Here is a 24894-nt window from a genome sequence, read left to right on the forward strand (position 1 = left end):
TCTTCGGTGGCTGCACCGGCCAGCGTGGTTTTATCGGCCAGCAACGGGGTTTGACGCTTTGCCGCTTCCCACGCTTCTTTTCGGGCGCCGTGAAACTCCCAACACGCGCATAAAAAAAACGGCACCCGAAGGTGCCGTTCTTGTCAGCTAGCAGCGCAGATTACGCTTCGTCGCCGTGGTGTTGCTGGGTCTCGATTTTCTAGCAGATCTTCGGTGGCTGCACCGGCCAGCGTGGTTTTATCGGCCAGCAACGGGGTTTGACGCTTTGCCGCTTCCCACGCTTCTTTTCGGGCGCCGTGAAACTCCCAACACGCGCATAAAAAACGGCACCCGAAGGTGCCGTTCTTGTCAGCTAGCAGCGCAGATTACGCTTCGTCGCCGTGGTGTTGCTGGGTCTCGATATCCTGCAACGCTTCGGCAGCTTCGCCAGCCATCGAGGCTTTCTCGGCCAGCAGCAGCGCTTGACGCTCTTCCACTTCCCACGCTTCTTTCTCTTTGCGTGCGCGGTGGAAGGCCAGGCCCGTACCGCCAGGAATCAGGCGGCCGACGATGACGTTCTCTTTCAGGCCGCGCAGACCATCGCGCTTGCCCATGATCGCCGCTTCGGTCAGCACGCGGGTGGTTTCCTGGAACGATGCGGCCGAGATGAACGAATCGGTCGACAGCGATGCCTTGGTAATACCCAACAAGACGTTTTCGTAGGTCGCTGGAATCTTGTTCTCAACGGCCATGCGATCGTTCTCGTCCAGCAGTTCCGAACGCTCTACCTGCTCGCCAACGATGTAGTTGGTGTCGCCGGCATTGACGATCTGTACGCGGCGCAGCATCTGACGCACGATCACTTCGATGTGCTTGTCATTGATCTTCACGCCTTGCAGACGGTACACGTCCTGCACTTCGTCAACGATGTAACGTGCCAGCGCTTCGATACCCAGCAGGCGCAGGATGTCTTGCGGATCGGCCGGGCCGTCCACGATCATCTCGCCCTTGTTCACGACTTGGCCGTCATGCACCAGCACTTGCTTGTCCTTGGTGATCAAGAACTCATGCTTGTTGCCGTCCATGTCCGTGATTTCCAGACGCTGCTTGCCCTTGGTTTCTTTACCGAACGCAACCGTACCCGTGACTTCCGCCAGCATACCGGCATCTTTCGGCGAGCGTGCTTCGAACAGTTCCGCAACGCGTGGCAGACCACCGGTAATATCGCGCGTTTTTTGCGATTCGGTCGGGATACGTGCCAGCACTTCACCCACCGATACCTGTTGACCGTCCTTGACCATGATCAGCGCGCCGACCTGGAAGCCGATCGCCACCGAGTGTTCGGTGCCGGCGATCTTGACTTCTTCGTTCGCGTCGTTGATCAGCTTGACTTGCGGACGCAGGGTCTTGGTCAGCGAACCGCGACGTTTCGCATCGATCGCCACCAGGGTGGACAGACCGGTCACTTCGTCGACCTGACGGGCGACGGTGACGCCTTCTTCGACGTTCTCGAAACGCACTTGACCGGCGTATTCGGTAATGATCGGACGGGTCAGCGGATCCCACGTTGCCAGAGCCGTACCGGCCTTGATGACCATGCCGTCCTTGACGATCAGGGTCGCACCGTACGGTACTTTATGACGCTCACGCTCACGGCCATGGTCGTCGGTGATCAGCACTTCGCCGGAACGGGAAATGACGATTTGCGCGCCCTTGCCGTTCGTCACGTAACGCATGGTTGCCGTGAAGCGGATGGTACCGTTCGACTTGGCTTCCACCGACGATGCCACTGCCGCACGCGATGCCGCACCACCAATGTGGAACGTACGCATGGTCAGCTGGGTACCAGGTTCACCAATCGACTGCGCTGCCACCACACCGACGGCTTCACCGGCGTTGACCAGCATGCCGCGGCCCAGATCGCGGCCATAGCACTTGGCGCACAGGCCGAAGCGCGTGTCGCAAGTCAGTGGCGTGCGGACCTTGACTTCATCGATGGACAGACGCTCGATCTCTTCGACCATGTCTTCGTCCATCAGGGTGCCGGCTTCGTACAGCGTTTCCTGGGTTTCAGGATTGACGACGTCATGCACCACCACGCGGCCGAGGATACGGTCACGCAACGGTTCGATGACTTCACCACCTTCGACCAGTGCCTTCATGACGGCGCCGTTCATGGTGCCGCAATCGTCCTCGATCACCACCAAGTCTTGCGTCACGTCAACCAGACGACGCGTCAGGTAACCGGAGTTCGCCGTTTTCAGCGCCGTATCGGCCAGACCTTTACGCGCACCGTGGGTCGAAATGAAGTACTGCAAAACGTTCAGACCTTCGCGGAAGTTCGCGGTAATCGGCGTTTCGATAATCGAGCCATCCGGTTTGGCCATCAGACCACGCATACCGGCCAACTGGCGAATCTGGGCTGCGGAACCGCGCGCGCCGGAGTCGGCCATCATGTAAATGGCGTTGAACGATTCTTGCGTCGACTTGGTGCCGTCGCGGCGGATCACGTCTTCGACTTTGAGCTGGTCCATCATGGCCTTGCCGACTTCATCCGAGGTCTTGCCCCAGATATCGACTACCTTGTTGTAACGCTCGCCGGCGGTCACGAGACCCGAGGCGTATTGCTGTTCGATCTGCTTGACTTCCGACTCGGCCGTCGCGATCAGGGTAACTTTTTGAGGCGGTACCAGCATGTCGTCGACGCAGATCGAGATACCGGCGCGTGTCGCCAGGCGGAAACCCGATTGCATCAGTTTGTCTGCGAACACCACGGTGGCGCGCAGGCCGCACTTGCGGAACGACGTGTTGATCAGCTTGGAAATTTCTTTCTTTTTCAGCGCGCGGTTCAGGACGGAGAACGGCAGGCCTTTCGGCAGAATTTCCGACAGGATCGCACGGCCGATCGTCGTTTCATAACGTGTGACCGTTTTCTCGAATTCGCCCGTTTCGGCGTTTTTCGGGTATTCGGTAATACGCACGGTGACGCGGGTCGTCAGTTCGACTTCCTTGTTGTCGTAGGCGCGGATCACTTCCGATACGTCAGGGAACATCATCCCTTCGTTCTTCGCATTGATCGCTTCGCGGGTCGCGTAGTACAGACCCAGCACGATATCCTGGGAAGGCACGATCGACGGTTCGCCGTTCGATGGGAACAGGATGTTGTTCGATGCCAGCATCAGGGTGCGTGCTTCCATCTGCGCTTCGATCGACAGAGGAACGTGGACCGCCATTTGGTCACCGTCAAAGTCGGCGTTGAATGCGGCGCAGACGAGCGGGTGCAGCTGGATGGCCTTGCCTTCAATCAGGACTGGCTCGAACGCCTGGATACCCAGACGGTGCAAGGTTGGTGCGCGGTTCAACATGATCGGATGTTCACGGATCACGTCTTCCAGGATGTCCCATACGACCGGCTCTTGAATCTCGACCAGCTTTTTCGCCGCCTTGATCGTGGTCGCCAGACCCATCAGTTCCAGTTTATTGAAAATGAATGGCTTGAACAGTTCCAGCGCCATCAGTTTCGGCAAGCCGCACTGATGCAGTTTCAATTGCGGGCCCACGACGATGACCGAACGACCGGAGTAATCGACGCGTTTGCCCAGCAAGTTTTGACGGAAACGGCCGCCCTTGCCCTTGATCATCTCTGCCAGCGATTTCAGCGGACGCTTGTTGGCGCCGGTCATCGCTTTGCCGCGACGGCCGTTGTCCAGCAGCGAATCGACCGCTTCTTGCAGCATGCGCTTTTCGTTGCGCGTGATGATCTCTGGAGCGCGCAGCTCCATCAGGCGTTTCAGACGGTTGTTACGGTTGATGACGCGGCGATACAGATCGTTCAGATCCGAGGTCGCGAAACGGCCGCCATCCAGCGGTACCAGCGGACGCAGTTCCGGCGGCAGCACTGGCAGCACTTCCATGATCATCCAGTCAGGCTTGATGCCCGAACGTTGGAACGCTTCCAGCACCTTCAGGCGCTTCGCGTATTTCTTGATCTTGGCTTCGGATTTCGACTCCTTCAGTTCCACGCGCAGGGTTTCGGCATCGCGGTGGATGTCGATCGAACGCAGCAGTTCACGGATACCTTCGGCGCCCATGAAGGCGGTGAAGTCGTCGCCGTACTCTTCGTACTTGGCGGCGTAGTCGTCTTCCGACATGATCTGGCACTTCTTCAGCGGGGTCATGCCTGGATCGGTCACGACGTATGCTTCAAAGTACAGCACGCGTTCGATGTCCCGCAGGGTCATGTCCAGGACCATGCCCAGACGCGACGGCAGCGATTTCAGGAACCAGATGTGCGCGGTCGGCGAGGCCAGCTCGATGTGGCCCATGCGCTCGCGGCGCACCTTGGCCAGCGTGACTTCGACGCCGCACTTTTCGCAGATCACGCCGCGGTGTTTCAGGCGCTTGTACTTGCCGCACAGGCATTCGTAATCCTTGATCGGGCCAAAGATCTTGGCGCAGAACAGGCCGTCGCGCTCAGGCTTGAAGGTACGGTAGTTGATGGTTTCCGGCTTCTTGACTTCGCCGTAGGACCACGAACGGATTTTCTCAGGCGAAGCGAGACCGATCTTGATTGCATCGAAGGTCTCGTTGGTCTGTACTTGCTTGAATAGATCGAGCAGTGCTTTCATGTATCACTCCAGAGGTGATTAAATTTCTATATTCCTGAGACTACATTGCCCGGCGTGGTTTCCCAGCCGGGCTTTGTGTTTCCCAAACCAAATGACAGGGTGCTGTCGTTTAGTTGCGTTCGAGGTCGATATCGATACCCAGCGAACGGATTTCCTTGACCAGCACGTTGAACGATTCCGGCATGCCGGCGTCGATCACGTGGTCGCCCTTGACGAGGTTCTCGTACACTTTGGTACGGCCATTCACGTCATCGGACTTGACGGTCAACATCTCTTGCAAGACATACGACGCGCCATACGCTTCCAGTGCCCAGACTTCCATCTCACCGAAACGCTGACCACCGAACTGGGCTTTACCGCCCAGTGGCTGTTGCGTCACCAGCGAGTAAGGACCGGTCGAACGCGCATGCATCTTGTCATCGACCAAGTGATGCAGTTTCAGCATGTGCATGACGCCGACAGTGACCTTGCGCTCGAACGCTTCACCGGTGCGACCGTCATACATGGTCACCTGGTTTTTCGACGCGGTCATGCCCAGGTTCTTGGCGATGTCGTCCGGATACGCCAGGTCCAGCATGCGGCGGATCTCTTCTTCATTCGCGCCGTCAAACACTGGCGTGGCGAACGGAACACCTTTTTTCAGGTTTTCCGCCAGCTTCATGATTTCTTCGTCGTCGAAGTTGTCCAGCTCTTCCGCACGGCCATTGTCGTTGTAGATCGTCGTCAGGTACTTGCGCACTTGCTCGACCTTGGTTTGCGCCTTCAGCATTTCGCCGATGCGGATACCCAGACCCTTGGCAGCCCAGCCCAAGTGAGTCTCGAGAATCTGACCAACGTTCATCCGCGAAGGAACGCCCAGCGGGTTCAACACAACGTCGGCTGGCGTGCCGTCGGCCATGTATGGCATGTCTTCCACAGGAACAATACGGGAAACCACACCCTTGTTACCGTGGCGACCTGCCATCTTGTCGCCCGACTGCAGGCGGCGTTTCACGGCCAGGTACACCTTGACCATTTTTTGCACGCCTGGTTGCAGCTCATCGCCTTGCGTCAGTTTCTTGCGCTTCTCTTCGAAGGCCAGATCGAACTGGTGACGCTTCTCGTTGATCGATTCCTTGATCGCTTCCAGCGCTACCGCTGCGTCGTCGTCCGCAGGGCGGATGTCGAACCAGTGGTATTTGTCCAGATCGGCCAGGTATTCCTTGGTGATCTTGGCGCCTTTGGCCAGCTTTTTCGGGCCGCCGTTGACAACTTTGCCGATCAGCATTTTTTCCAGACGCTGGAAGGCATCGCCTTCCACGATACGCATCTGGTCGTTCAAGTCCAGACGGAAGCGTTTCAGTTCGTCATCGATAATTTGCTGGGCACGCTTGTCGCGCACGATGCCTTCACGGGTGAAGACTTGCACGTCGATCACGGTACCGATCATGCCCGAAGGCACGCGCAGCGACGTATCTTTCACGTCCGACGCTTTTTCGCCGAAGATTGCGCGCAGCAGCTTCTCTTCCGGGGTCAGCTGGGTTTCGCCTTTTGGCGTCACTTTACCGACCAGGGTGTCGCCTGCTTGCACTTCCGCGCCGATGTAGACGATACCGGACTCATCCAGACGAGCCAGCTGGTTTTCAGCCAGGTTCGAGATGTCGCGCGTAATTTCTTCCGCGCCCAGTTTCGTGTCACGGGCCACCACCGACAACTCTTCGATGTGAATCGAGGTGTAGCGGTCGTCCTTGACGACGTTTTCCGAGATCAGGATCGAATCTTCGAAGTTCAGACCATTCCATGGCATGAACGCCACGGTCATGTTCTGGCCCAGCGCCAATTCACCCAGGTCGGTCGATGCGCCGTCGGCGATCACGTCGCGCTTGGCGACGCGGTCGCCCACTTGCACGATAGGACGCTGGTTGATGTTGGTGTTCTGGTTCGAACGGGTGTACTTGATCAGGTTGTAGATGTCGACGCCCACTTCACCAGCTTGCGCTTCGTCATCGTTGACGCGAATCACGACACGGCCCGCATCGATGTAATCGACGATACCGCCACGCAAGGCTTGCACGGTGGTGCCCGAGTCGACCGCAACGGTGCGTTCGATACCGGTACCGACCAGCGCTTTTTCCGGACGCAAGCAAGGCACGGCCTGGCGTTGCATGTTGGCGCCCATCAATGCACGGTTCGCATCATCGTGTTCGAGGAACGGAATCAGCGAGGCAGCGACGGAAACGATCTGGCCTGGCGCCACGTCCATGTACTGGATGCGCTCTGGCGATACCAGGATGGTTTCGCCGGCTTCACGGGCCGAGACCAGTTCATCGGACAGCATGCCTTCGTCGTTGATGGTCGCATTCGCCTGAGCGATGATGTAGCGGCCTTCTTCGATGGCGGACAGGTAGTCGATCTGATCGGTAATCTTGGAGCCTTCGACCTTGCGGTACGGGGTTTCCAGGAAGCCGTATTCATTCAGGCGGGCATACAGAGCCAGCGAGTTGATCAGACCAATGTTCGGACCTTCCGGTGTCTCGATCGGGCAGACGCGGCCGTAGTGGGTCGGATGCACGTCGCGCACTTCAAAGCCGGCGCGTTCGCGTGTCAGACCGCCGGGTCCCAGAGCCGATACGCGGCGCTTGTGGGTAATTTCCGACAGAGGATTGGTTTGGTCCATAAACTGCGACAGCTGGGACGAACCGAAGAACTCGCGAATCGCAGCCGAAATCGGCTTCGAGTTGATCAGGTCGTGCGGCATCAGGTTGTCCGCTTCGGCTTGGCCGAGGCGTTCCTTGACGGCGCGCTCAACACGCACCAGGCCGGCGCGGAATTGATTCTCGGCCAGTTCGCCCACGCAACGTACGCGACGGTTACCCAGGTGATCGATATCGTCGACTTCGCCGCGGCCATTGCGCAGTTCCACCAGGATCTTGATCACGGCCAGCACGTCTTCGTTCGACAGCGTCATGGCGCCCGTCAGTTCATCGCGGCCAATGCGGCGGTTGAACTTCATGCGGCCCACGGCCGACAGGTCGTAGCGGTCCGAGTTGTAGAACAGGCCATTGAACAGCGCTTCAACGGAATCTTCCGTTGGCGGTTCGCCTGGACGCATCATGCGGTAGATCGCCACTTTCGCAGCCATCTGGTCGGCGGTGTCGTCGATACGCAGGGTTTGCGAGATGTAGGCGCCCTGATCCAGGTCGTTGGTATACAACGTCTGGATTTCAGAGATGTTGGCATCGCGCAGGCGGCCCAACAGGTCTTCGGTCAGCTCATCGTTCGCGGAAGCGACGACTTCACCGGTGTCGGCATCGACGATATTCTTCGCCAATACGCGGCCCAGCAGGTAGTCTTCCGGTACGGAAATGTGCTTGATGCCGGCAGCTTCGATATCACGCACGTGCTTGGCGTTGATACGCTTGTCTTTCAGCACCAGGGTCTTGCCCGACTTGTCGACGATGTCGAAACGCGCCACTTCGCCGCGCAGACGCTCGGAGACGAATTCCATCTCGGCGCCTTCGGAGCGCAGGTTGAAATTGTCGAAGACAAAGAAATTGGCCAGGATTTGCTCGTGCGACATGCCGATGGCTTTGAGCAGGATCGTCACTGGCATCTTGCGGCGGCGGTCGACGCGGAAGAACAGGATGTCTTTCGGGTCGAACTCGAAGTCCAGCCACGAACCGCGGTAAGGAATGATACGCGCGGAGAACAGCAGCTTACCGGACGAGTGGGTCTTGCCGCGATCGTGCTCGAAGAACACGCCAGGCGAACGGTGCAGCTGGGAAACGATAACCCGCTCCGTGCCGTTGATCACGAACGAACCGGTGGTCGTCATGAGCGGCAATTCGCCCATGTAGACTTCCTGTTCCTTCATCTCTTTGACGACGGGCTTGGTTGGCGATTCCTTGTCCAGGATCACCAGGCGCACTTTCGCGCGCAGCGGCGACGCGAACGTCAGGCCACGTTGTTGACATTCTTTGACGTCAAAGGCAGGATCGCCCAGAACGTACGACAAGAATTCGAGTCGCGCAAAACCATTGTGCGACACGATAGGGAAAATCGAGGTGAAAGCCGACTGCAGGCCATCATTCTTGCGGCCGGACGGTGCTATGTCCTCTTGCAAGAAGCTATGATAAGACTCGAGCTGGGTCGCCAGCAGGAACGGAACGTGGTGAACGTTGGCGCGCTTCGCGAATGATTTGCGAATGCGTTTCTTCTCAGTAAATGAGTAGTGCATGGACACTCCGTGAGTGACAGAAAGGATAGAAAATTCAGGTTTTGCAAGTGTTCGTTTGCACCGCTGCGTGTGACACAGACGAAACCTCAAGGCTCTGCTTTCCGGCTTGAATCGAATAAAAACTGCTGCTACAACTACATGACAAATACGATGCAGACGACAAAGGAGCCAAAGTCGGATTTCCCCCCTTGCGAGGGGAAACCTCAGACTTTGACTCGGGCGCTAACTGACGCCAGTACAGATATTACTTCATCGAAGCGGTTGCGCCGGCTTCAACCAGTTTCTTCACTGCAGCTTCAGCGTCAGCTTTCGACACTGCTTCTTTCACAGTTTTTGGTGCGCCATCGACCAGGTCTTTAGCTTCTTTCAAGCCCAGGCCGGTGATTTCGCGAACTGCTTTAATGACGCCAACTTTGTTTGCGCCGAAGGTGTCCAGAACAACGTTGAACTCGGTTTGCTCTTCAGCAGCTGCTGCTGGGCCTGCTGCAGGACCGGCCGAAGCCATCGCTGCTGCGGACACGCCGAATTTTTCTTCGAATGCTTTAACCAGGTCGTTCAGGTCCATTACGGACATGGCGCTAACTGCTTCCAGGATATCGTCTTTGCTAATTGCCATTTTGAAACTCCTAAATTTATTACGTTAGTTACATCAGATTGGTACTGAGAGAAAAAAGCGCGCGCAATTAAGCGGCTGCTGGGGCTTCTTCTGCTGCTGCTTCTGCAGGAGCTTCGGCGCCTTCGCCTTTTTTCGCTGCCAGGGCAGCCAGACCACGTGCAAAGCCCGAAACCGGAGCCAGCATAACGCCCAACAACTGCGAAATGAGGACTTCACGGCTAGGAATGCTCGCCAACGCGGTGACAGCAGCTGTATCCAGCGGCTTGCCTGCGTAGTTACCTGCTTTGATGACCAGTTTGTCGTTGGTTTTAGCGAAGTCAGCGATGACTTTAGCTGCTGCAACGGCATCGGCCGAGATCGAGTAGATCAACGGGCCGGTCATGGCATCTGCCAGGCTGGCGAATGCGGTACCTTCAACGGAGCGACGAGCCAGAGTGTTTTTCAACACACGCAGGTACACGCCTTGGGCACGCGCTTTAGCACGCAGTTGCGTCAAGTGACCAACCTGGATGCCACGATATTCGGCCACGACGATCGTTTGCGCATTTGCTACTTGTGCGGAAACTTCGGCGACGACGGCCTTTTTGTCATTCAGATTGAGACTCACGGTCAACCTCCTTAAATGATGTTCGGCAATCACAACCGAGTGGTTGAGCGCCTTGCATCGGTTCGAACACGGCGTCCGAAGTCAAGAAGTACTAAACTGAGCGGATGGATTCACGCAGCATGAGGACTACAAAACTTGTTCGGGTACACCATCTGCGTTGGGCACTTGCCGTTGCCGGCAAGCCTATTAACCTTCTGCATGTGCGATCGCAGTCGGCCCAACGGTCTTTGATTGTCTGCCTGCCTGGTGCGAACACCGGGCAGACAGCCCAAAGATGCGCCCGCAGCGCCCGAAGGCGCTACAGGACTTGATTCTGTTACTTAAGCTGCCAGGCTAGCCTGGTCAACACGGACGCCAGCGCCCATGGTCGACGACAGCGAAACTTTGCGCAGGTACACGCCTTTGCTCGATGCTGGCTTGGCTTTGTTCAGTGCGTCGATCAGTGCGACCAGATTCGACTTCAGATCTGCGTCAGCGAACGATTTACGGCCGATGGTAGCGTGGATGATACCGGATTTGTCGGTACGGTACTGAACTTGACCGGCTTTCGCGTTTTTCACGGCGGTAGCGACGTCAGGAGTAACAGTGCCGACTTTCGGGTTAGGCATCATGCCGCGTGGGCCCAGGATCTGACCCAGGGTACCAACGATACGCATGGTATCTGGCGAAGCGATAACGATGTCGAAAGGCATGTCGCCGGCTTTGATCTGCTCAGCCAGGTCTTCCATACCAACGATGTCGGCGCCAGCTGCTTTAGCAGCTTCCGCTTTTTCGCCCGACGCGAATACTGCCACGCGTACGGTTTTGCCGGTACCAGCTGGCAGCACGACGGAGCCGCGCACCACTTGGTCGGATTTCTTAGGATCTACGCCCAGTTGTACCGATACGTCGATCGATTCATTGAACTTGGCCGTTGCGCACTCTTTGATCAGAGCGACAGCGTTGTCGAAAGCGTACACTTTGGTACGGTCGACTTTGGCTTTCAAAGCCTTGATACGTTTGGATAACTTAGCCATTATACAACACCTTCCACCGTGATACCAATCGAACGAGCGGAACCAGCGATGGTGCGTACAGCAGCATCCATGTCGGCAGCGGTCAGATCAGGGGTTTTCAATTTAGCGATTTCTTCAGCTTGTGCGCGGGTCAGCGTACCGACTTTGTCGGTATGTGGCTTCGGCGAACCTTTGGTGATCGCAGCAGCTTTTTTGATCAGGTAGGTTGCTGGAGGCGTCTTCATCACGAAGGTGAAGGACTTGTCAGCGAACGCGGTGATCACGACTGGGATCGGCATGCCTGGTTCCATACCTTGGGTCTGCGCGTTGAACGCTTTGCAGAATTCCATGATGTTCAGACCGCGTTGACCCAGAGCTGGACCGATTGGTGGGGATGGGTTTGCTTTACCAGCTGGCACTTGCAGCTTGATAAAACCAATGATTTTCTTTGCCATGATGGCTCCTATCTTGGATTGAGTAGTAGCGCCCCGCCGATCCTACCCTGGCGGGGCTCCTCTGACCGGATTTTGCTGATATAACCGCAACGCTCCTGGTGGCGCTTGCTAATGCTTAAACTTTTTCGACCTGGCCGAATTCGAGCTCTACCGGAGTAGCGCGGCCGAAGATGGTGACCGAGACGCGCACTTTGGATTTCTCGTAGTTGACTTCTTCGACATTGCCGTTGAAGTCGGTGAACGGACCATCCTTGATGCGCACTTGCTCGCCCACTTCGTACAAGGTTTTTGGACGGGGCTTTTCAACACCTTCCTGCATCTGTTTCATGATGCCGTCGATTTCGCGCGCGGAGATCGGCGTCGGCTTGTTCGACTTGCCACCGATGAAACCGGTAACCTTGCTGGTGTTCTTGACCAAGTGCCAGCTCTCGTCCGTCATTTCCATTTCAACCAGCACATAGCCAGGATAGAAACGACGTTCGGTGACGGACTTCACGCCATTCTTGACTTCGACAACTTCTTCGATCGGCACCAGGATCTGGCCGAACTGGTCTTGCATGCCCGCGCGCTCGATGCGCTCGGTCAGTGCGCGCATGACGCTTTTTTCCATGCCGGAATAAGCATGCACGACATACCAGCGCTTGCTGCTCACTGGCACGCTCAGCGCTGCACCAGTATCCGCTGCCGGAGCGTCGCCCGGAACGGACTCTTCCGCCGCTTCATCATGCACATTTTCGCTCATTATTTTTTCCAACCCAGAATTACGTCATACAACAAAAACTCGAGCAATTTATCCGTGCCCCACAGGAAAATCGCCATGACCAGCACAAAGGCAAACACGATCGCAGTAATCTGCGTGGCTTCTTTGCGGGTAGGCCAAACGACTTTCTTGGTTTCGCGCACAGCTTCTTTGGCGAAATTGAGAAATTCACGGCCGGTCGTCGAGACATACAAGAGCGCAACAGCAATAACCAAACCAGCCACAAGCGCGCTTGCACGCACCAGAGCTGGTTGGCCTGCCAGGTAATAAAACCCGACTACTCCTGCAATCGCAGCTACTATTGCCAGCGCGACTTTTATCTTGTCACTCGACGTGCTAACGGTTTGCACGGATTGATTTGACATTTTTCTACTTTCGGTGCCCTGCACCTTGACGGTGGCAGGGACGGAGGGCATCGAACCCCCAACCTTCGGTTTTGGAGACCGACGCTCTGCCAATTGAGCTACGTCCCTACGTAAAACTTTCGAGGAGTGCTATTCTACCACCCAGGACGCCCCGGGTGGAAGCATAACATTTCCTTATGCGATGATTTTTGCAACCACGCCGGCGCCGACGGTACGGCCGCCTTCGCGGATAGCGAAGCGCAGACCTTCTTCCATCGCGATCGGGTTGATCAGCTTGACGGTGATCGACACGTTATCGCCTGGCATGACCATTTCTTTGTCTGCTGGCAACTCGATCGAACCGGTCACGTCCGTCGTACGGAAGTAGAACTGTGGACGATAGTTGTTGAAGAATGGCGTATGACGGCCGCCTTCGTCTTTCGACAACACATAGATCTCGCCGGTGAAGTGCGCATGCGGCTTGATCGAGCCTGGCTTGGCCAGAACTTGACCACGTTGCACGTCTTCACGCTTGGTGCCGCGCAGCAGCAGACCAACGTTGTCGCCAGCTTGACCTTGGTCCAGCAGCTTGCGGAACATTTCCACGCCGGTGCAAGTCGTTTTGACGGTATCGGTGATGCCGACGATTTCGATCTCTTCGCCGACTTTGACAATGCCGCGCTCGATACGACCGGTGACCACGGTACCGCGACCCGAGATCGAGAACACGTCTTCCACTGGCATCAGGAAGGCGCCGTCAACAGCGCGCTCTGGCGTTGGGATGTAGGCATCCAGCGCATCGGCCAGACGCAGCACTGCGTCCACGCCCATTTCGCCTTCTTTGCCTTCCAGCGCCATACGTGCCGAACCCTTGATGATTGGCAGGTCGTCGCCTGGGAATTCGTACTTCGACAACAGCTCGCGCACTTCCATTTCAACCAGTTCCAGCAGCTCTGCGTCGTCGACCAGGTCGCACTTGTTCAGGAACACGATGATGTATGGAACGCCAACTTGGCGGGCCAGCAAGATGTGTTCGCGGGTCTGTGGCATTGGGCCGTCAGCTGCGGAGCACACCAGGATCGCGCCGTCCATCTGGGCTGCACCGGTAATCATGTTTTTGATGTAATCGGCGTGGCCTGGGCAGTCAACGTGCGCGTAGTGACGCGTTTCCGTTTCGTACTCGACGTGGGCGGTGTTAATCGTGATACCGCGCGCTTTTTCTTCTGGAGCCGCATCGATCTGGTCGTATGCTTTGGCTTCGCCGCCGAATTTCTTCGACAGAACCGTTGCGATTGCAGCGGTCAGCGTGGTTTTACCGTGGTCGACGTGGCCGATGGTGCCGACGTTGACGTGCGGCTTGGTCCGTTCGAATTTACCTTTTGCCATTTTGAACTCCTAATGATTTGATTAGATTGCTCAGGCACACGCCCGACGGTCTGGTTTGAATTGCTTCTGTGCTGCCTGCTGCGAATTCTGGTGCCCTTGACGTGGATCGAACACGTGGCCTCTCCCTTACCAAGGGAGTGCTCTACCACTGAGCTACAAGGGCTGTAATTTGTTGCATGCGATGCATCAAGCATCTGAACGGAAACTGGAGCGGGTGAAGGGAATCGAACCCTCGTCGTAAGCTTGGAAGGCTTCTGCTCTACCATTGAGCTACACCCGCGAGGTATCGTTCACATTATCTTCACTTGCTTTTTGCTACTACCCAGTTTTCCTTGCAAAAACTTGGTGGAGGGGGCTGGATTCGAACCAGCGTACTCATAGAGAACAGATTTACAGTCTGTCGCCTTTAACCACTCGGCCACCCCTCCGCGGGAACCGCAGAGTATGAAGCATCTACTCACAACTGTCAACCTTATTTACTGATGCCTGACTGCTGCATTTGCGTATAAAGAAGAAGTTGGCTGCTTCGGGGCGTGATTATAAGCTCCCGATTTGAGAAAGTGCAAGGGTTGGCGCGAAAAAGTCAGCTTTTTTCGCATTTTTTTTATCGCCCCTGCCGGCAAGCCGCATTTTCCCGTCATTCGCCCCGCATTTTCCCTTTTACCTTGCGTCAGGCGGATGCATCCAGGAGTTGCCCAGGGGCTTATATTTACGCAACAGCTGCTGATGCAGGCCCGACAGCACGGGCAATTTGGGGTTGCGCGGGTCCAGGCGGCGCACGCCGGCGATAAAGCTCAGCGCCTGCTGCCCCATGCGCTCATCCCAGCCCTCGTGCTCCAGGCATTTCAGCACGGCCACGGCCGCATTGAAGACCACTTGCGGATTATCGGGCAGGCGCGTGACGGCTTCGCCCATCAGATCGACGGCGCCGCGGAAATCGCCCTCGCCCGCCTTCGCCGCGCCGGCCGCCACCATGTCGGCCACTTCCTGGCGGCTTTGCCGGGCCAGAGCCTTGGCCAGCTCCTCGCGCCCCGCCTGTTCGAAGACGGCCATGGCGCGCGTCATGGCCGCGCTGTCGGGCGCATTGCGCATGACTTCGCGCATCACCTCGGCCGCGCCATCCTCGCGTCCATGCGCCAGGCAGTGGCGCGCCAGTTCCGTTTTCAGCATGTTCGAACCGCCCACGCTGTGGCGGTTGGCGGCCAGGGCCGCGTCGAGCGATTGCTGCAGGCGTTCCTCGTTGCCCGTATGCGCATGCAGCATGGCGCTGCACAGGGCGCTACACAGTTCCGCATTCTTTTGCCCGCCCATCGACTTGTCGAGGTCGCGGATCACGGCGCCCGCCTGCAGCGGGTCGCCCTTGCGCACCAGGGTCTGCACTAGGCGCACATGGTCTTCCGGATCGCGGAATTCCGAATATTTGGCCTTGCTAACCACCAATTTGAGGGATTTTTCCGCCATGTCGATATCATCGGCCGCCAGGGCCGCCTCGCCCAGGCGGCGCAAGCGGCGCACGGCGTGCGGCGACAGGGCCACCGCCTCGCTCAGGGCCGCTTGCGCCAGTTCCGGCTTGCCTTGCGCCAGATGCGTGCGCGCCAGCCAGTCATAGGCGTCGAGGAAGCGCTTGTTGTTTTCCAGCAGCCCTTCCAGCATGCCTTGCGCCGCCGCGTATTCGCCCAGCAGGAACTGCGTCTTGGCCTGCCCCAGGCGCGCCCAGCCGATGGACTTGCTTTCATACAGGGCTGCGTAGATCGGCTCGGCGTCGGCCGCCTCGCCCAGCAGCAGATGCAGTTCCGCGCGCAGGCGCAGGAAATCGGTGGCGTAGCGGGGGTACAGGCTGGCGCCCTCGGTGCAGGCGGCGATCGCCGCGCGCTCATTGCCCACGTCGATCAGCTCGTACACGGGCACGAAGGCATTGCGCTTGTCCAGCGCGCGGCCTATGCGTTCGAGCATGTTGTCAGCGGTAAAAGGCTTGAGGATGTAATCGGTGGGCAGCAGTTCGACGGCGCTGACCACCTTGGCAAAGCTGCCTTCGCCCGTCACCATGAAGAACATGGTCGACGCGTGCATCAATTTATGGTGGCGCAAGTCTTCCAGCATCTGCTGGCCATCCTGCCCGCCGTCGAGGTCGTATTCGCACAGGATCAAATCATACGATTTGCTGCCCAGCATGCGGATCGCCTGGCCCGAGCTGGCCGCGTCGTCGATCTTCGCCAGGCCGCACAGGTTGAGCATATTGTGCAGGCTGGCGCGCATGCCCGGATGCGGCTCGATGATCAGTGCGCTGAGGCCCTTGAGTTCTTTCATGTCGTGATGTCCGAAAACTCCGCGGCGCGCCACACTGGTGCGTGGCGCCGGCCAGCATGAGGCTGCCGAGTATATGCCGGCGCCACGCGCAAGGGAATGGGGCCGTGCCGAAAAACGCCAACGCAGTTGCTGCTCAAGCGCTGGCGCGCTCCGGATGCCACAGTTGCGGCTCGTTGTCGATCAGGTCCAGCAGCGCCGTCACCACTTCCGGATCGAACTGGCTGCCGCTGCGCTGCTCGATGTATTCGCGCACCTGCGGATACGGCCACGGTTCCTTGTACGGCCGCTCGTGCAGCAAGGCATCGAAGACGTCGACCACGGCAACGATGCGCGCGGCCAAGGGAATGTCGCGCCCCTTCAGGCCGTTCGGATAGCCGGCGCCGTCGAAATGCTCGTGGTGGCCGCCGGCGATCTGCGCGCCATACGTGAGGTAGCTGACGCCGTCGACCATGTTGGCGGCCCGTTCGAGGATGGTGCGCCCGACGCTGGCGTGCAGCTGCATCTGCGTGCGTTCCTCGTCCGTATGCCGGCCCGGTTTGAGCAGCACCGCGTCCGGCGTGGCCACCTTGCCCACGTCGTGCAGGATGCTGGCCAGGCCGATCATATCGAGCAACTGCGGGCTGAGCTCGTCGGCATACACGCCGCGCTGCTGCATGCGCCGGGCGATGGCGTCGGACAACTGCTGCACCCGCCGCACGTGGCCGCCCGTGTCGCTGTCGCGGAACTCGGCCAGGTCGGCCAGCGCCACGACGGTCGCTTCCTGCGCCTTGCGCAGCTGGCCGAACATATACAGGTTGTCGAAGGCGGCGGCGATACGCTGGCAAAACACTTCCAGCAGATCGCGCTGGATCTGCGCCAGCGGCCACGGCGGCGTAACGGAAATGGCCAGCTCGCGGTTGCCTTCCGTGTGGATGAACAGCACGTTGGCCGGATGCTCGAACTGGCTGCGCTTTTCCGCGAACGCCTTGTCGATGGTGGGCGTGAGCGCGTGGTCGGCCGGCATGGCTTCGGCCTCGGCCAGCACGGCGTAGGTGCCCGTGGCGGCGACCACCTCGGGCCGCCCCGCGCCGCCCTGCATCAGGCACAGCACGCCGTCGGCGCCCACGTCGAGGATGGCGCTAACCTGGTTGAGCACGCCGGAAGCGAATTCGCGCAGGGAATGGATCTGGTACAGATTGGTGGCGCCGGCGAGGATCTTGCCCAGGCCGATGCGGCTGCGCTCGAGCATCATCAGGCTCTCGTAGGCGCGCAAGGCCGAGATAACGGTGGTAAACAGCTTTTGCGTCGTCAGCTCCGTCTTGGCCTTGTAATCGTTGATGTCGTATTCGATGATGACGCGTTGCTCGGGCGCCTGGCCCGGCTGGCCCGTGCGCAGCACGACGCGCACGATGGAGTTGTTCAGGTCGGCGCGGATGCGCTTGGCGAGGATCAGGCCGGCATCATCCGTTTCCATCACCACGTCGAGCAGCACCAGCGCGATATCGGGCGTGTCGCGCAGGATCTCGTACCCTTCGCGGCCGCTGTAGGCGGAAAACAGTTCCAGTTCGCGGCCCTTGAAACTGACATTGCGCAGCGCCAGCCGCGTGACCGCATGCACATCGACGTCGTCATCGACGATCAGGACACGCCACAGGCGCTGGTCGGGCGCGGCCAGCCCGGCTGGACTGGCCACCGGCTCATCTTCGTCGAGCAGCCAGTTATCATCTGCATCGGCTTTGAGGTCGGTCATGAATACTCCTAAGGGATAAGTTCGATGTGGACGCTGCGTTGACGCATATCAAGCATAATCAGATTAGATGCTGCTTACAACAGGATTCTGCGTACCGCCTTCACCAGCGGCCGGCGCCGGCGTGGATGCCGACGCACCGCTGCGCGCGGCGCCGCCGCAATTGTCCTGGCCTGGCCCGACGGCCTGGTAGCGCACTTCGTATTTGCCCGCGCTGAGCTGCTCCACCGTCAGCTTGTCCTTGGCCAGGATATACAGGTAGCGCACATTCGAGCGCCGCTCCTGGTCATACAGCTTGACGAACACGGGCGCCGCATTGCCGCTGTTGTCGATGGTCAAACTCAGTTCGTCGCCCTTGTTACCGATGGGGAAGCCATCGACATAACCGGACTGCGCCGGCCAAGGTTCGCCATTCGGCGCCACCAGCGCCGCCGACTCGGCCTGGCTGGCGCCGTCGCAGGCGGGCCGGCTGGCTTTCAGGCTCAGCTGGGAGACGGCCAGCACGCGGATCTCGGGCGCCTTGGCCTGCGCGGATTCGGCCGCATACGGCTTGCCCACCGCCCAGCTATCGATGGCCACGGCCTCTGCCTTGGACGGCGGCAGCAAGGCGCCGGCTCCGGGCGCCGCCGGTTCCGGGCGCGGCTTGGCGCCATCGCGGGACAGGCCGTTCCAGGCCGACGCCAGCGCGGACGGCATCGGCTGGGAAGTATCGAGCATCAGCAAGGCGCCCAGCCAGCCCAGCAGCAAACAAACCACCAGGCTCAGCCACCAGCGCCAGTTGCGCCAGATCGGCACATGACCGCGCCGCGGCTTGCCCGCGGGTGGCGGCACATCCTGCGCCCAGGCATGCTCATGCGGCTGGGCATGACCTTTCGCGCGGCCATCGCGGGTCTTGCCTTCTTCGTGATGGGTGCTTTCCAGCCATTCGATTTCCCATTCCTCGGCGGCGATCCACTCGTCGTGTTCCTTGCGGCGTTGTGGATCGGACAAGGTGCCATAGGCGCTATTGAGGATGGCCATGATGCGGGCGGCCTTTTCGTCGCCCGGATTCTTGTCTGGATGGTATTTCTGGCTCAGGGCTTTGTACGCGGCACGTATGACTTCCTGCGGCGCCAGGCGCGCCACTTTCAGGTTGTCATAGTGTGTATGTATCTTTCCCATCGTTCTATCTTGAAATCGGTGCGCGGCGACGGGTTCTTGCAGGATGGAACCGTGCTGTGTCGGTCATCATATACGATATGACAAGATAATAACCACCGGCGGACAGGAAATTGCAGGGCGGTACTGCCCTGCCTTGATATTGCCAGCGCTTACAAGCGGTGACTGCGGTCGCTGGACAACAGCGCTTCCGGCAACGCCACGCGGTGGCCCACCACCAGCACCTTGAACAATTCCCCCATCTCTGCCGGCGAGACCAGCTTTTGCACGGCGCTGGCCTGCGGCAGGTAGCTCTTGACCTGTTCCGGATCGGTGCGCAGCAGCAAGTCGCCGATGCCCGCGCCCAGCAGGAAGGATGCCTGGTTCATGTACGCGAGCACATCGAGACCGGCATTCTGCGCCGCCACCGCCATGGCCGTGAAATCGACGTGGGCCGTGATGTCCTGCAAGCCGGGCAGATAAAACGGTTCCGCGTGGGCGTGGTGGCGGTAATGGCACATCAGGGTGCCCGTGGCGCGCAAGTCCAGGTAATACTCGTGCGCAGGAAAACCGTAATCGAACAGCACGGCCGCGCCGCCCTGGCCCTTGGTCAGCATGCGCGCCAGCGAGCGCATGAAGCCGCAGGCCACGCCATGGATCTCGGTGACATAGCCGACGGGCAAGTCATCGGCGTCCGGCACCTGGGCGGCGATCTGCGCGGCCACGTCGGCGCCGGCCGGGCGTTCGACAAACACGAACTGGCCGTCGGCAATGCTGACGTCGAGTTCGCACCAGCCGGCGGGCGTCTTGCTGATCAGGTTGACGGGCATGGCGTCGAGCACTTCATTACCGAACACGGCGCCTTCGAAACTGTCGGGAAAACCGTCGAGCCACACCACTTGCGGGAAGGCGGCCAGCGCCAGCTCCTGGCGCGCGCGCAATTCGCCGGACAATTCGACGATCGCATACTGTTCGATAACGATGCCGGCATTCGCCGCTTCCGTCAGGATGTCAACGGCCAACTTGCCCGTGCCGGCGCCGAATTCGAGGATGCGCGGGGCCGTTTGCGCCATAATAGCGGCTGCCACATGGGCCAGCGTGGCGCCGAACAGGGGCGAAAGCTCCGGCGCGGTTGTAAAATCGCCATCTTTGCCCAGCTTGGCGGCGCCGCCGCTGTAATAGCCGAGGTCAGGCGCGTACAGCGCCAGCTCCATGAAGCGGACAAAGGGAATGGCGCCGTCATTGCGCGCGATTTCGGCGGCAATCAGGTGCTGCAAGGCATGGGACGCGGCCAGCGCGTCGCTATCGGGTGCGGGAAGAGACATACCCGCATTGTAGCGAATCGGCGGCGCATGCCGCCAGTGCGGCGTCCACCGAATATCTCAACCATAACAAAGACATGACTGAAGCAACGACAACGCCATTCGACAGCACTCCCCGCGTCGCCCTCGTCACGGGCGCGGCGCGCCGCATCGGCCGCGCCATCGCGCTGGGCCTGGCGCGCGACGGCTGGGATATCGCCGTCCATTACCGCGACTCGCGCGAGGAAGCGCTCAGCCTGGTGGCGGACATCACGGCGCTGGGCCGGCGCGCCCACGCCTTCCCTTGCGACCTGGCGCAGGAAGAGGACGTGCGCCAATTGCTGCCGCAGGCACAGGCGGCGCTGGGGTCCGTCACTTGCGTGGTCAACAACGCATCGTTGTTTGAATACGACAATGCGGGCAATTTTTCCGTCGCCGCCCTGGACGCCCACATGCACGCCAACCTGGCCGCCCCCATCCTGCTGGCGCAAGCGCTGTACCAGGCCACCCCGGCAGGCGGGCAAGCCGTGGTCATCAACTTGCTGGATCAAAAACTGTACAATCTCAATCCTGATTTTTTGTCGTACACCCTGTCCAAGGCGGCGCTGCTGTCGGCGACCACCATGCTGGCCCAGGCGCTGGCGCCGAAAGTGCGCGTGGTGGGCATTGCCCCCGGCATCACCATGGTCTCCGGCGAGCAGACGGAAGCGAACTTTGCCAAGGCGCATGAAAACACGCCGCTGGGACGCTCCAGCACGCCCGAGGACGTGGCCGACAGCGTCTGTTACGTGGCCGGCGCGCGCGCGCTGACGGGCACGACCTTGCTGGTCGACGGCGGCCAGCATTTGATCGGCTTGCCGCGCGACGTCATGTTTTTGACCAAATAATCAGCAGCCCTGCCAAACAACCAGCATTCCAGCATCCCCGAAAAGGTAAAACTATGTCGTCCGCCCTGTCCCACCCTCGCCTGCTTGACTGCCGCCGGCTGTTCCTGCGCAATTACGAAGTCCTCATCAACATCGGCGTCTACGACTTCGAGAAAAAGGGCGAGCAGCGCGTCCTCATCAACGTCGACCTGTACATTCCCCTGGCCCTGTCGACGCCCAAGGATGACCAGCTGGAAGAAGTGGTCGACTACGACTTCATGCGCGAAACCATCGCCAAGCGCATGGCGCAAGGCCACGTGCAGCTGCAGGAAAGCCTGGTCGACGACGTACTCGCCGCCATGCTGGCGCACCCGCGCGTGCGCGCCGCGCGCGTATCGAGCATGAAACCGGACGTGTATCCCGACTGCGAAGGCGTAGGCGTGGAAGTATTCAAGATCAAGGATGAAGCATGAACAACATGAGCAACACCGCCGTGCTGGAAACGACGACAACGGCCGTGGAATTCCCGGCCAACGTGGAAGCGCAGAAACTGGCGCGCAAGAAGGCGGAAAAGATCGCCCTGGAAAACAACAAGCTGCACAAGCGCTTGTGCCGCCTGGTGGGCCAGGCCATCGGCGATTTTAATATGATCGAAGACGGCGACAAGGTGATGGTGTGCCTGTCGGGCGGCAAGGATAGCTATGCCCTGCTGGACATCCTGATGACCTTGCGCGAACGCGCGCCGATTCACTTCGATATCGTCGCCGTCAACCTGGACCAGAAGCAGCCGAACTTCCCGCCAGAAATCCTGCCCGCCTACCTGACGGAACTGGGCGTGGCCTTCCATATCGAAAACCAGGATACCTACAGCATCGTCAAGCGTTTGATCCCGGAAGGCAAGACGACCTGCTCGCTGTGCTCGCGCCTGCGCCGCGGCATCCTGTACCGCGTGGCCGACGAGCTGGGCGCCAACAAGATCGCCCTGGGCCACCACCGCGATGACATCCTGGAAACGTTCTTCCTGAATATGTTCTTCGGCGGTAAACTGAAAGGCATGCCGGCCAAGCTGCAATCGGACGACGGCAAGCACATCGTCATCCGCCCGATGGCGTATGTGAAGGAAGAGGACACGCAGCGCTATACGGAAGTCAAGGGCTTCCCCATCATTCCATGCGATTTGTGCGGTTCGCAGGAAAACCTGCAGCGCAAGCAGATCAAGGGCCTGATGCGCGAATGGGACAAGAAATTCCCCGGCCGCGTGGAAAGCATCTTCTCGGCCCTGTCGAACGTGGCACCATCGCATTTGATGGACCCGAAACTGTTCGGTTTCAAGGATTTGAAGGCGGACGGCATGGCCAACCCCATGGGCGACATCGCCTTCGACGAAGAGCCATGCTCGACGCCGACCACGTTCGGCACGATCCCGCTGCAACCGCTGTAATCCGCTGTTGTAAGCCCGCGTTGTTTTCGCCGCCACCGTCCAGGTGGCGGCATCCGCCCTCTTTCCCCCTGCGTCCATTTGAGGTACCGTAGTCAACTCTGCCGGTACGCGATGTGTCACGCGCGCATTCCTGCCCGGCGGTCAGCACGCATTCTTCCGACAACCTCACTGGAATGAACCATGACGCCATCCGCGCTCAAGCGCCCCCTGCTGTTCTCCCTGCTGGCCCTCGGGCTCGCCACCGCCACTGCCGCACCTGCGCCCACCGACCGCCAGGCCGACCGCTGGGATTTGACGGCGCTGTATCAGGACGATGCCGCGTTCGACGCCGACGCGAAAAAGCTGTCGGCCCAGCTGCAGCAACTGGGCGCCTGCAAGGGGCAACTAAGCGCGTCGCCGGCGCGCCTGAAAAGCTGCCTGGACCTGTATGCCGACGCACGCAAGCGCGTCAACACGCTCACCACCTATGCGGCGCAGTATTACGACCAGGATACGGGCGACAGCAAGGGCAACCAGCTGAACCAGCGCGCCGCCCTGCTGGGCAACGACTTCACCCAGGCCAGCACCTTCCTGCAGCCGGAAATCCTCGCCCTGGGCAGCACGCGCATCGATGCCATGCTGGCGAAAGACAAGGGGCTACAGTTGTATCGCTTTCAGTTGAGCAACATGCTGCGCAGCGCGCCGCACACGCTCGACGCGGCCGGCGAACAGCTGGTGGCACAGTTCGGCCTGGCAACAGGGTCGGCCGCCAGCGTCTACCGTACCCTGGCCAATGCGGAAATCCCGTGGCCGACCGTCACGTTGTCGGACGGCAAGCAAGTACGGCTCGACCAGGCGGCGTACACGAAATACCGGGGCGATGACAACCGCGCCGACCGCAAGCTGGTGTTCGACGCCTTCTTCGGCAAGTGGAAAGAGTACGAACGCACGTTCGGCGAAACCCTGTACGGCCAGCTGAAAACGGATGCCGCGTATGCGAAGGTGCGCCATTACGCCGATTCGCAAAGCGCCGCGCTCGACGCCGACAACTTGCCGCCCGCCGTCTACCAGACCCTGATCGCGCAAACCAATGCCAACCTGCCCACCCTGCACCGCTACTTCAAGCTGCGCGCGCGCATGCTGGGCGTGAAGGACCTGGCGTATTACGACGTGTATGCGCCGCTGCTGAAAAGCGAGCGCACCTTCCCGCTGGCCGAAGGCAAGCAGATGATGCTAGCCTCCGTCGCGCCGCTGGGCCCCGACTATGTGAAAACGTTGACCGCCGCCGTGAACGCGCGCTGGATGGATGTATATCCGCGCCCGCGCAAGGTGGCGGGCGCCTACATGAATGGCGACGCGTACGACGTGCACCCGTTCGTGCTGCTCAACTACACAGACAATTACGAAGCCGTCAGCACCCTGACGCACGAATGGGGCCACGCCATGCACTCGGTGCTGGCCAACAAGGCGCAGCCGTCGATCTATGCGCCGTACAGCATCTTTGTCGCGGAAATCGCCTCGACGACGAACGAGGCGCTGCTGCTCGACGCGCGCCTGAAGCAGGCCAGGGATGACGACGAGCGCCTGCTGTACCTGGGCGCGGCGCTGGAAAACCTGCGCGGCACCTTCTTCCGCCAATCCATGTTCGCCGAATTCGAGGCGGCCATCCACGGCAAGGTGGACAAGGGAGAATCGTTGACGGGCGAAGAGATCACGGCCATCTATGCCGGCATCCTCAAGCGCTACCACGGCGAAGCGCAGGGCGTCATGAGCATCGATCCCGCCTACGCGCTGGAATGGGCGTATGTGCCGCATTTCTATCACGGCTACTATGTGTTCCAGTACGCCACCTCGATCGCCGCGGCGCAGGATTTCGCGCAGCGCATCCTCGACAAGGAACCGGGCGCGCTGGCCGCCTACCTGAAGATGCTCAGTGCGGGCGGCTCGGCCTACCCCTACGATCTGGTGAAGGCGGCCGGCGTCGACCTGGCCTCGCCGAAACCGTACCAGGCGCTGGCGGCGCGCATGAACGGCATCATGGACCAGATCGAGGCGATTGAGAGCAAACGGGGCAAATAAAGCTGAGGCCAAACGTAGGTCGGCTTAACGCACAGCGCGTAAGCCGACACCGCCAACACGATGTCGGATTAC

At 59.6% G+C, this 24894-nt stretch carries 17 protein-coding genes and 4 tRNA genes; 4 read left to right on the plus strand and 17 right to left on the minus strand.

The window, feature by feature from the left end:
• Positions 1 to 365: 365 nt before the first annotated feature.
• The 17 genes from rpoC to ACQ4WQ_RS14050 all read right to left on the minus strand — a co-directional run bounded on the left by rpoC (position 366) and on the right by ACQ4WQ_RS14050 (position 20481).
• A complete protein-coding gene (gene rpoC / locus ACQ4WQ_RS13970; protein ID WP_034753138.1) occupies positions 366 to 4607 on the minus strand; it encodes a DNA-directed RNA polymerase subunit beta' in 4242 nt (1413 codons plus the stop codon).
• A gap of 109 nt (positions 4608 to 4716) precedes the next feature.
• Positions 4717 to 8823 carry a DNA-directed RNA polymerase subunit beta gene (gene rpoB / locus ACQ4WQ_RS13975; protein WP_436497842.1) on the minus strand — a complete coding sequence of 1369 codons (4107 nt, stop codon included), beginning with the start codon at positions 8821 to 8823 and terminating at the stop codon, positions 4717 to 4719.
• 244 nt (positions 8824 to 9067) lie between these two features.
• Positions 9068 to 9439: a 50S ribosomal protein L7/L12 gene (gene rplL / locus ACQ4WQ_RS13980; protein WP_070223390.1), complete on the minus strand. Its 372-nt coding sequence runs from the start codon at positions 9437 to 9439 to the stop codon at positions 9068 to 9070.
• Positions 9440 to 9506: 67 nt separating this feature from the next.
• Complete coding sequence (gene rplJ / locus ACQ4WQ_RS13985; RefSeq protein WP_034753621.1) at positions 9507 to 10046, minus strand: 50S ribosomal protein L10; 540 nt, start codon at positions 10044 to 10046, stop codon at positions 9507 to 9509.
• A 320-nt stretch (positions 10047 to 10366) separates the two neighbouring features.
• Entirely contained in the window at positions 10367 to 11062 is a 696-nt protein-coding gene (gene rplA / locus ACQ4WQ_RS13990) for a 50S ribosomal protein L1 (protein WP_034753134.1), read from the minus strand.
• A complete protein-coding gene (gene rplK / locus ACQ4WQ_RS13995) occupies positions 11062 to 11496 on the minus strand; it encodes a 50S ribosomal protein L11 (RefSeq protein ID WP_034783246.1) in 435 nt (144 codons plus the stop codon). Before rplK ends, rplA begins: the two co-directional genes overlap by 1 nt.
• A gap of 115 nt (positions 11497 to 11611) precedes the next feature.
• Complete coding sequence (gene nusG / locus ACQ4WQ_RS14000; protein ID WP_070223388.1) at positions 11612 to 12238, minus strand: transcription termination/antitermination protein NusG; 627 nt, start codon at positions 12236 to 12238, stop codon at positions 11612 to 11614.
• A complete protein-coding gene (secE, locus tag ACQ4WQ_RS14005) occupies positions 12238 to 12621 on the minus strand; it encodes a preprotein translocase subunit SecE (RefSeq protein ID WP_010394308.1) in 384 nt (127 codons plus the stop codon). Before secE ends, nusG begins: the two co-directional genes overlap by 1 nt.
• 32 nt (positions 12622 to 12653) lie before the next feature.
• Positions 12654 to 12729 (minus strand) — tRNA-Trp (locus tag ACQ4WQ_RS14010).
• A 66-nt stretch (positions 12730 to 12795) separates the two neighbouring features.
• Entirely contained in the window at positions 12796 to 13986 is a 1191-nt protein-coding gene (tuf, locus tag ACQ4WQ_RS14015; protein WP_077398776.1) for an elongation factor Tu, read from the minus strand.
• An 88-nt stretch (positions 13987 to 14074) separates the two neighbouring features.
• Positions 14075 to 14149 (minus strand) — tRNA-Thr (locus ACQ4WQ_RS14020).
• Between the two features lie 43 nt (positions 14150 to 14192).
• A tRNA-Gly gene (locus tag ACQ4WQ_RS14025) sits at positions 14193 to 14266 on the minus strand.
• A 63-nt stretch (positions 14267 to 14329) separates the two neighbouring features.
• Positions 14330 to 14414 (minus strand) — tRNA-Tyr (locus ACQ4WQ_RS14030).
• Between the two features lie 232 nt (positions 14415 to 14646).
• The gene (locus ACQ4WQ_RS14035) at positions 14647 to 16293 is read right to left on the minus strand and encodes a response regulator (RefSeq protein WP_436497845.1); all 1647 of its coding nucleotides are present in this window, start codon (positions 16291 to 16293) and stop codon (positions 14647 to 14649) included.
• Positions 16294 to 16426: 133 nt separating this feature from the next.
• Positions 16427 to 18022: a DUF3369 domain-containing protein gene (locus ACQ4WQ_RS14040; protein ID WP_436497847.1), complete on the minus strand. Its 1596-nt coding sequence runs from the start codon at positions 18020 to 18022 to the stop codon at positions 16427 to 16429.
• A gap of 63 nt (positions 18023 to 18085) precedes the next feature.
• Positions 18086 to 19180, minus strand: a complete 1095-nt coding sequence (locus ACQ4WQ_RS14045) for a J domain-containing protein (RefSeq protein ID WP_436497849.1) — start codon at positions 19178 to 19180, stop codon at positions 18086 to 18088.
• A gap of 149 nt (positions 19181 to 19329) precedes the next feature.
• The gene (locus tag ACQ4WQ_RS14050) at positions 19330 to 20481 is read right to left on the minus strand and encodes a class I SAM-dependent methyltransferase (RefSeq protein WP_436497851.1); all 1152 of its coding nucleotides are present in this window, start codon (positions 20479 to 20481) and stop codon (positions 19330 to 19332) included.
• A 74-nt stretch (positions 20482 to 20555) separates the two neighbouring features.
• Between ACQ4WQ_RS14050 and ACQ4WQ_RS14055 the strand changes: the two genes are divergently transcribed.
• From ACQ4WQ_RS14055 to pepF, 4 genes are all read left to right on the plus strand, one after another.
• Positions 20556 to 21344 (plus strand): SDR family oxidoreductase, encoded by a 789-nt coding sequence (locus ACQ4WQ_RS14055; RefSeq protein WP_436497853.1) that lies wholly within the window; start codon positions 20556 to 20558, stop codon positions 21342 to 21344.
• A 53-nt stretch (positions 21345 to 21397) separates the two neighbouring features.
• Positions 21398 to 21796 carry a dihydroneopterin aldolase gene (locus tag ACQ4WQ_RS14060; protein WP_086140320.1) on the plus strand — a complete coding sequence of 133 codons (399 nt, stop codon included), beginning with the start codon at positions 21398 to 21400 and terminating at the stop codon, positions 21794 to 21796.
• A gap of 5 nt (positions 21797 to 21801) precedes the next feature.
• On the plus strand, positions 21802 to 22764 hold the full coding sequence (ttcA, locus tag ACQ4WQ_RS14065; RefSeq protein WP_436498334.1) for a tRNA 2-thiocytidine(32) synthetase TtcA: 963 nt from the start codon (positions 21802 to 21804) through the stop codon (positions 22762 to 22764).
• 180 nt (positions 22765 to 22944) lie between these two features.
• Positions 22945 to 24822, plus strand: a complete 1878-nt coding sequence (gene pepF, locus ACQ4WQ_RS14070; protein WP_436497855.1) for an oligoendopeptidase F — start codon at positions 22945 to 22947, stop codon at positions 24820 to 24822.
• Positions 24823 to 24894: the final 72 nt, after the last annotated feature.

This window comes from Janthinobacterium goodfellowi (assembly GCF_051380695.1).
Lineage (GTDB): Bacteria > Pseudomonadota > Gammaproteobacteria > Burkholderiales > Burkholderiaceae_D > Janthinobacterium.

Coding starts and splice junctions, on each gene's coding strand:
- rpoB (WP_436497842.1), bottom strand. CDS start 8,823: ATGCACTACTCATTTACTGAGAAGAAACGCATTCGCAAATCATTCGCG.
- ttcA (WP_436498334.1), top strand. CDS start 21,802: ATGAGCAACACCGCCGTGCTGGAAACGACGACAACGGCCGTGGAATTC.
- ACQ4WQ_RS14050 (WP_436497851.1), bottom strand. CDS start 20,481: ATGTCTCTTCCCGCACCCGATAGCGACGCGCTGGCCGCGTCCCATGCC.
- rplK (WP_034783246.1), bottom strand. CDS start 11,496: ATGGCAAAGAAAATCATTGGTTTTATCAAGCTGCAAGTGCCAGCTGGT.
- tuf (WP_077398776.1), bottom strand. CDS start 13,986: ATGGCAAAAGGTAAATTCGAACGGACCAAGCCGCACGTCAACGTCGGC.
- nusG (WP_070223388.1), bottom strand. CDS start 12,238: ATGAGCGAAAATGTGCATGATGAAGCGGCGGAAGAGTCCGTTCCGGGC.
- ACQ4WQ_RS14060 (WP_086140320.1), top strand. CDS start 21,398: ATGTCGTCCGCCCTGTCCCACCCTCGCCTGCTTGACTGCCGCCGGCTG.
- rpoC (WP_034753138.1), bottom strand. CDS start 4,607: ATGAAAGCACTGCTCGATCTATTCAAGCAAGTACAGACCAACGAGACC.
- pepF (WP_436497855.1), top strand. CDS start 22,945: ATGACGCCATCCGCGCTCAAGCGCCCCCTGCTGTTCTCCCTGCTGGCC.
- rplA (WP_034753134.1), bottom strand. CDS start 11,062: ATGGCTAAGTTATCCAAACGTATCAAGGCTTTGAAAGCCAAAGTCGAC.
- rplL (WP_070223390.1), bottom strand. CDS start 9,439: ATGGCAATTAGCAAAGACGATATCCTGGAAGCAGTTAGCGCCATGTCC.
- ACQ4WQ_RS14040 (WP_436497847.1), bottom strand. CDS start 18,022: ATGACCGACCTCAAAGCCGATGCAGATGATAACTGGCTGCTCGACGAA.
- ACQ4WQ_RS14035 (WP_436497845.1), bottom strand. CDS start 16,293: ATGAAAGAACTCAAGGGCCTCAGCGCACTGATCATCGAGCCGCATCCG.
- ACQ4WQ_RS14045 (WP_436497849.1), bottom strand. CDS start 19,180: ATGGGAAAGATACATACACACTATGACAACCTGAAAGTGGCGCGCCTG.
- secE (WP_010394308.1), bottom strand. CDS start 12,621: ATGTCAAATCAATCCGTGCAAACCGTTAGCACGTCGAGTGACAAGATA.
- ACQ4WQ_RS14055 (WP_436497853.1), top strand. CDS start 20,556: ATGACTGAAGCAACGACAACGCCATTCGACAGCACTCCCCGCGTCGCC.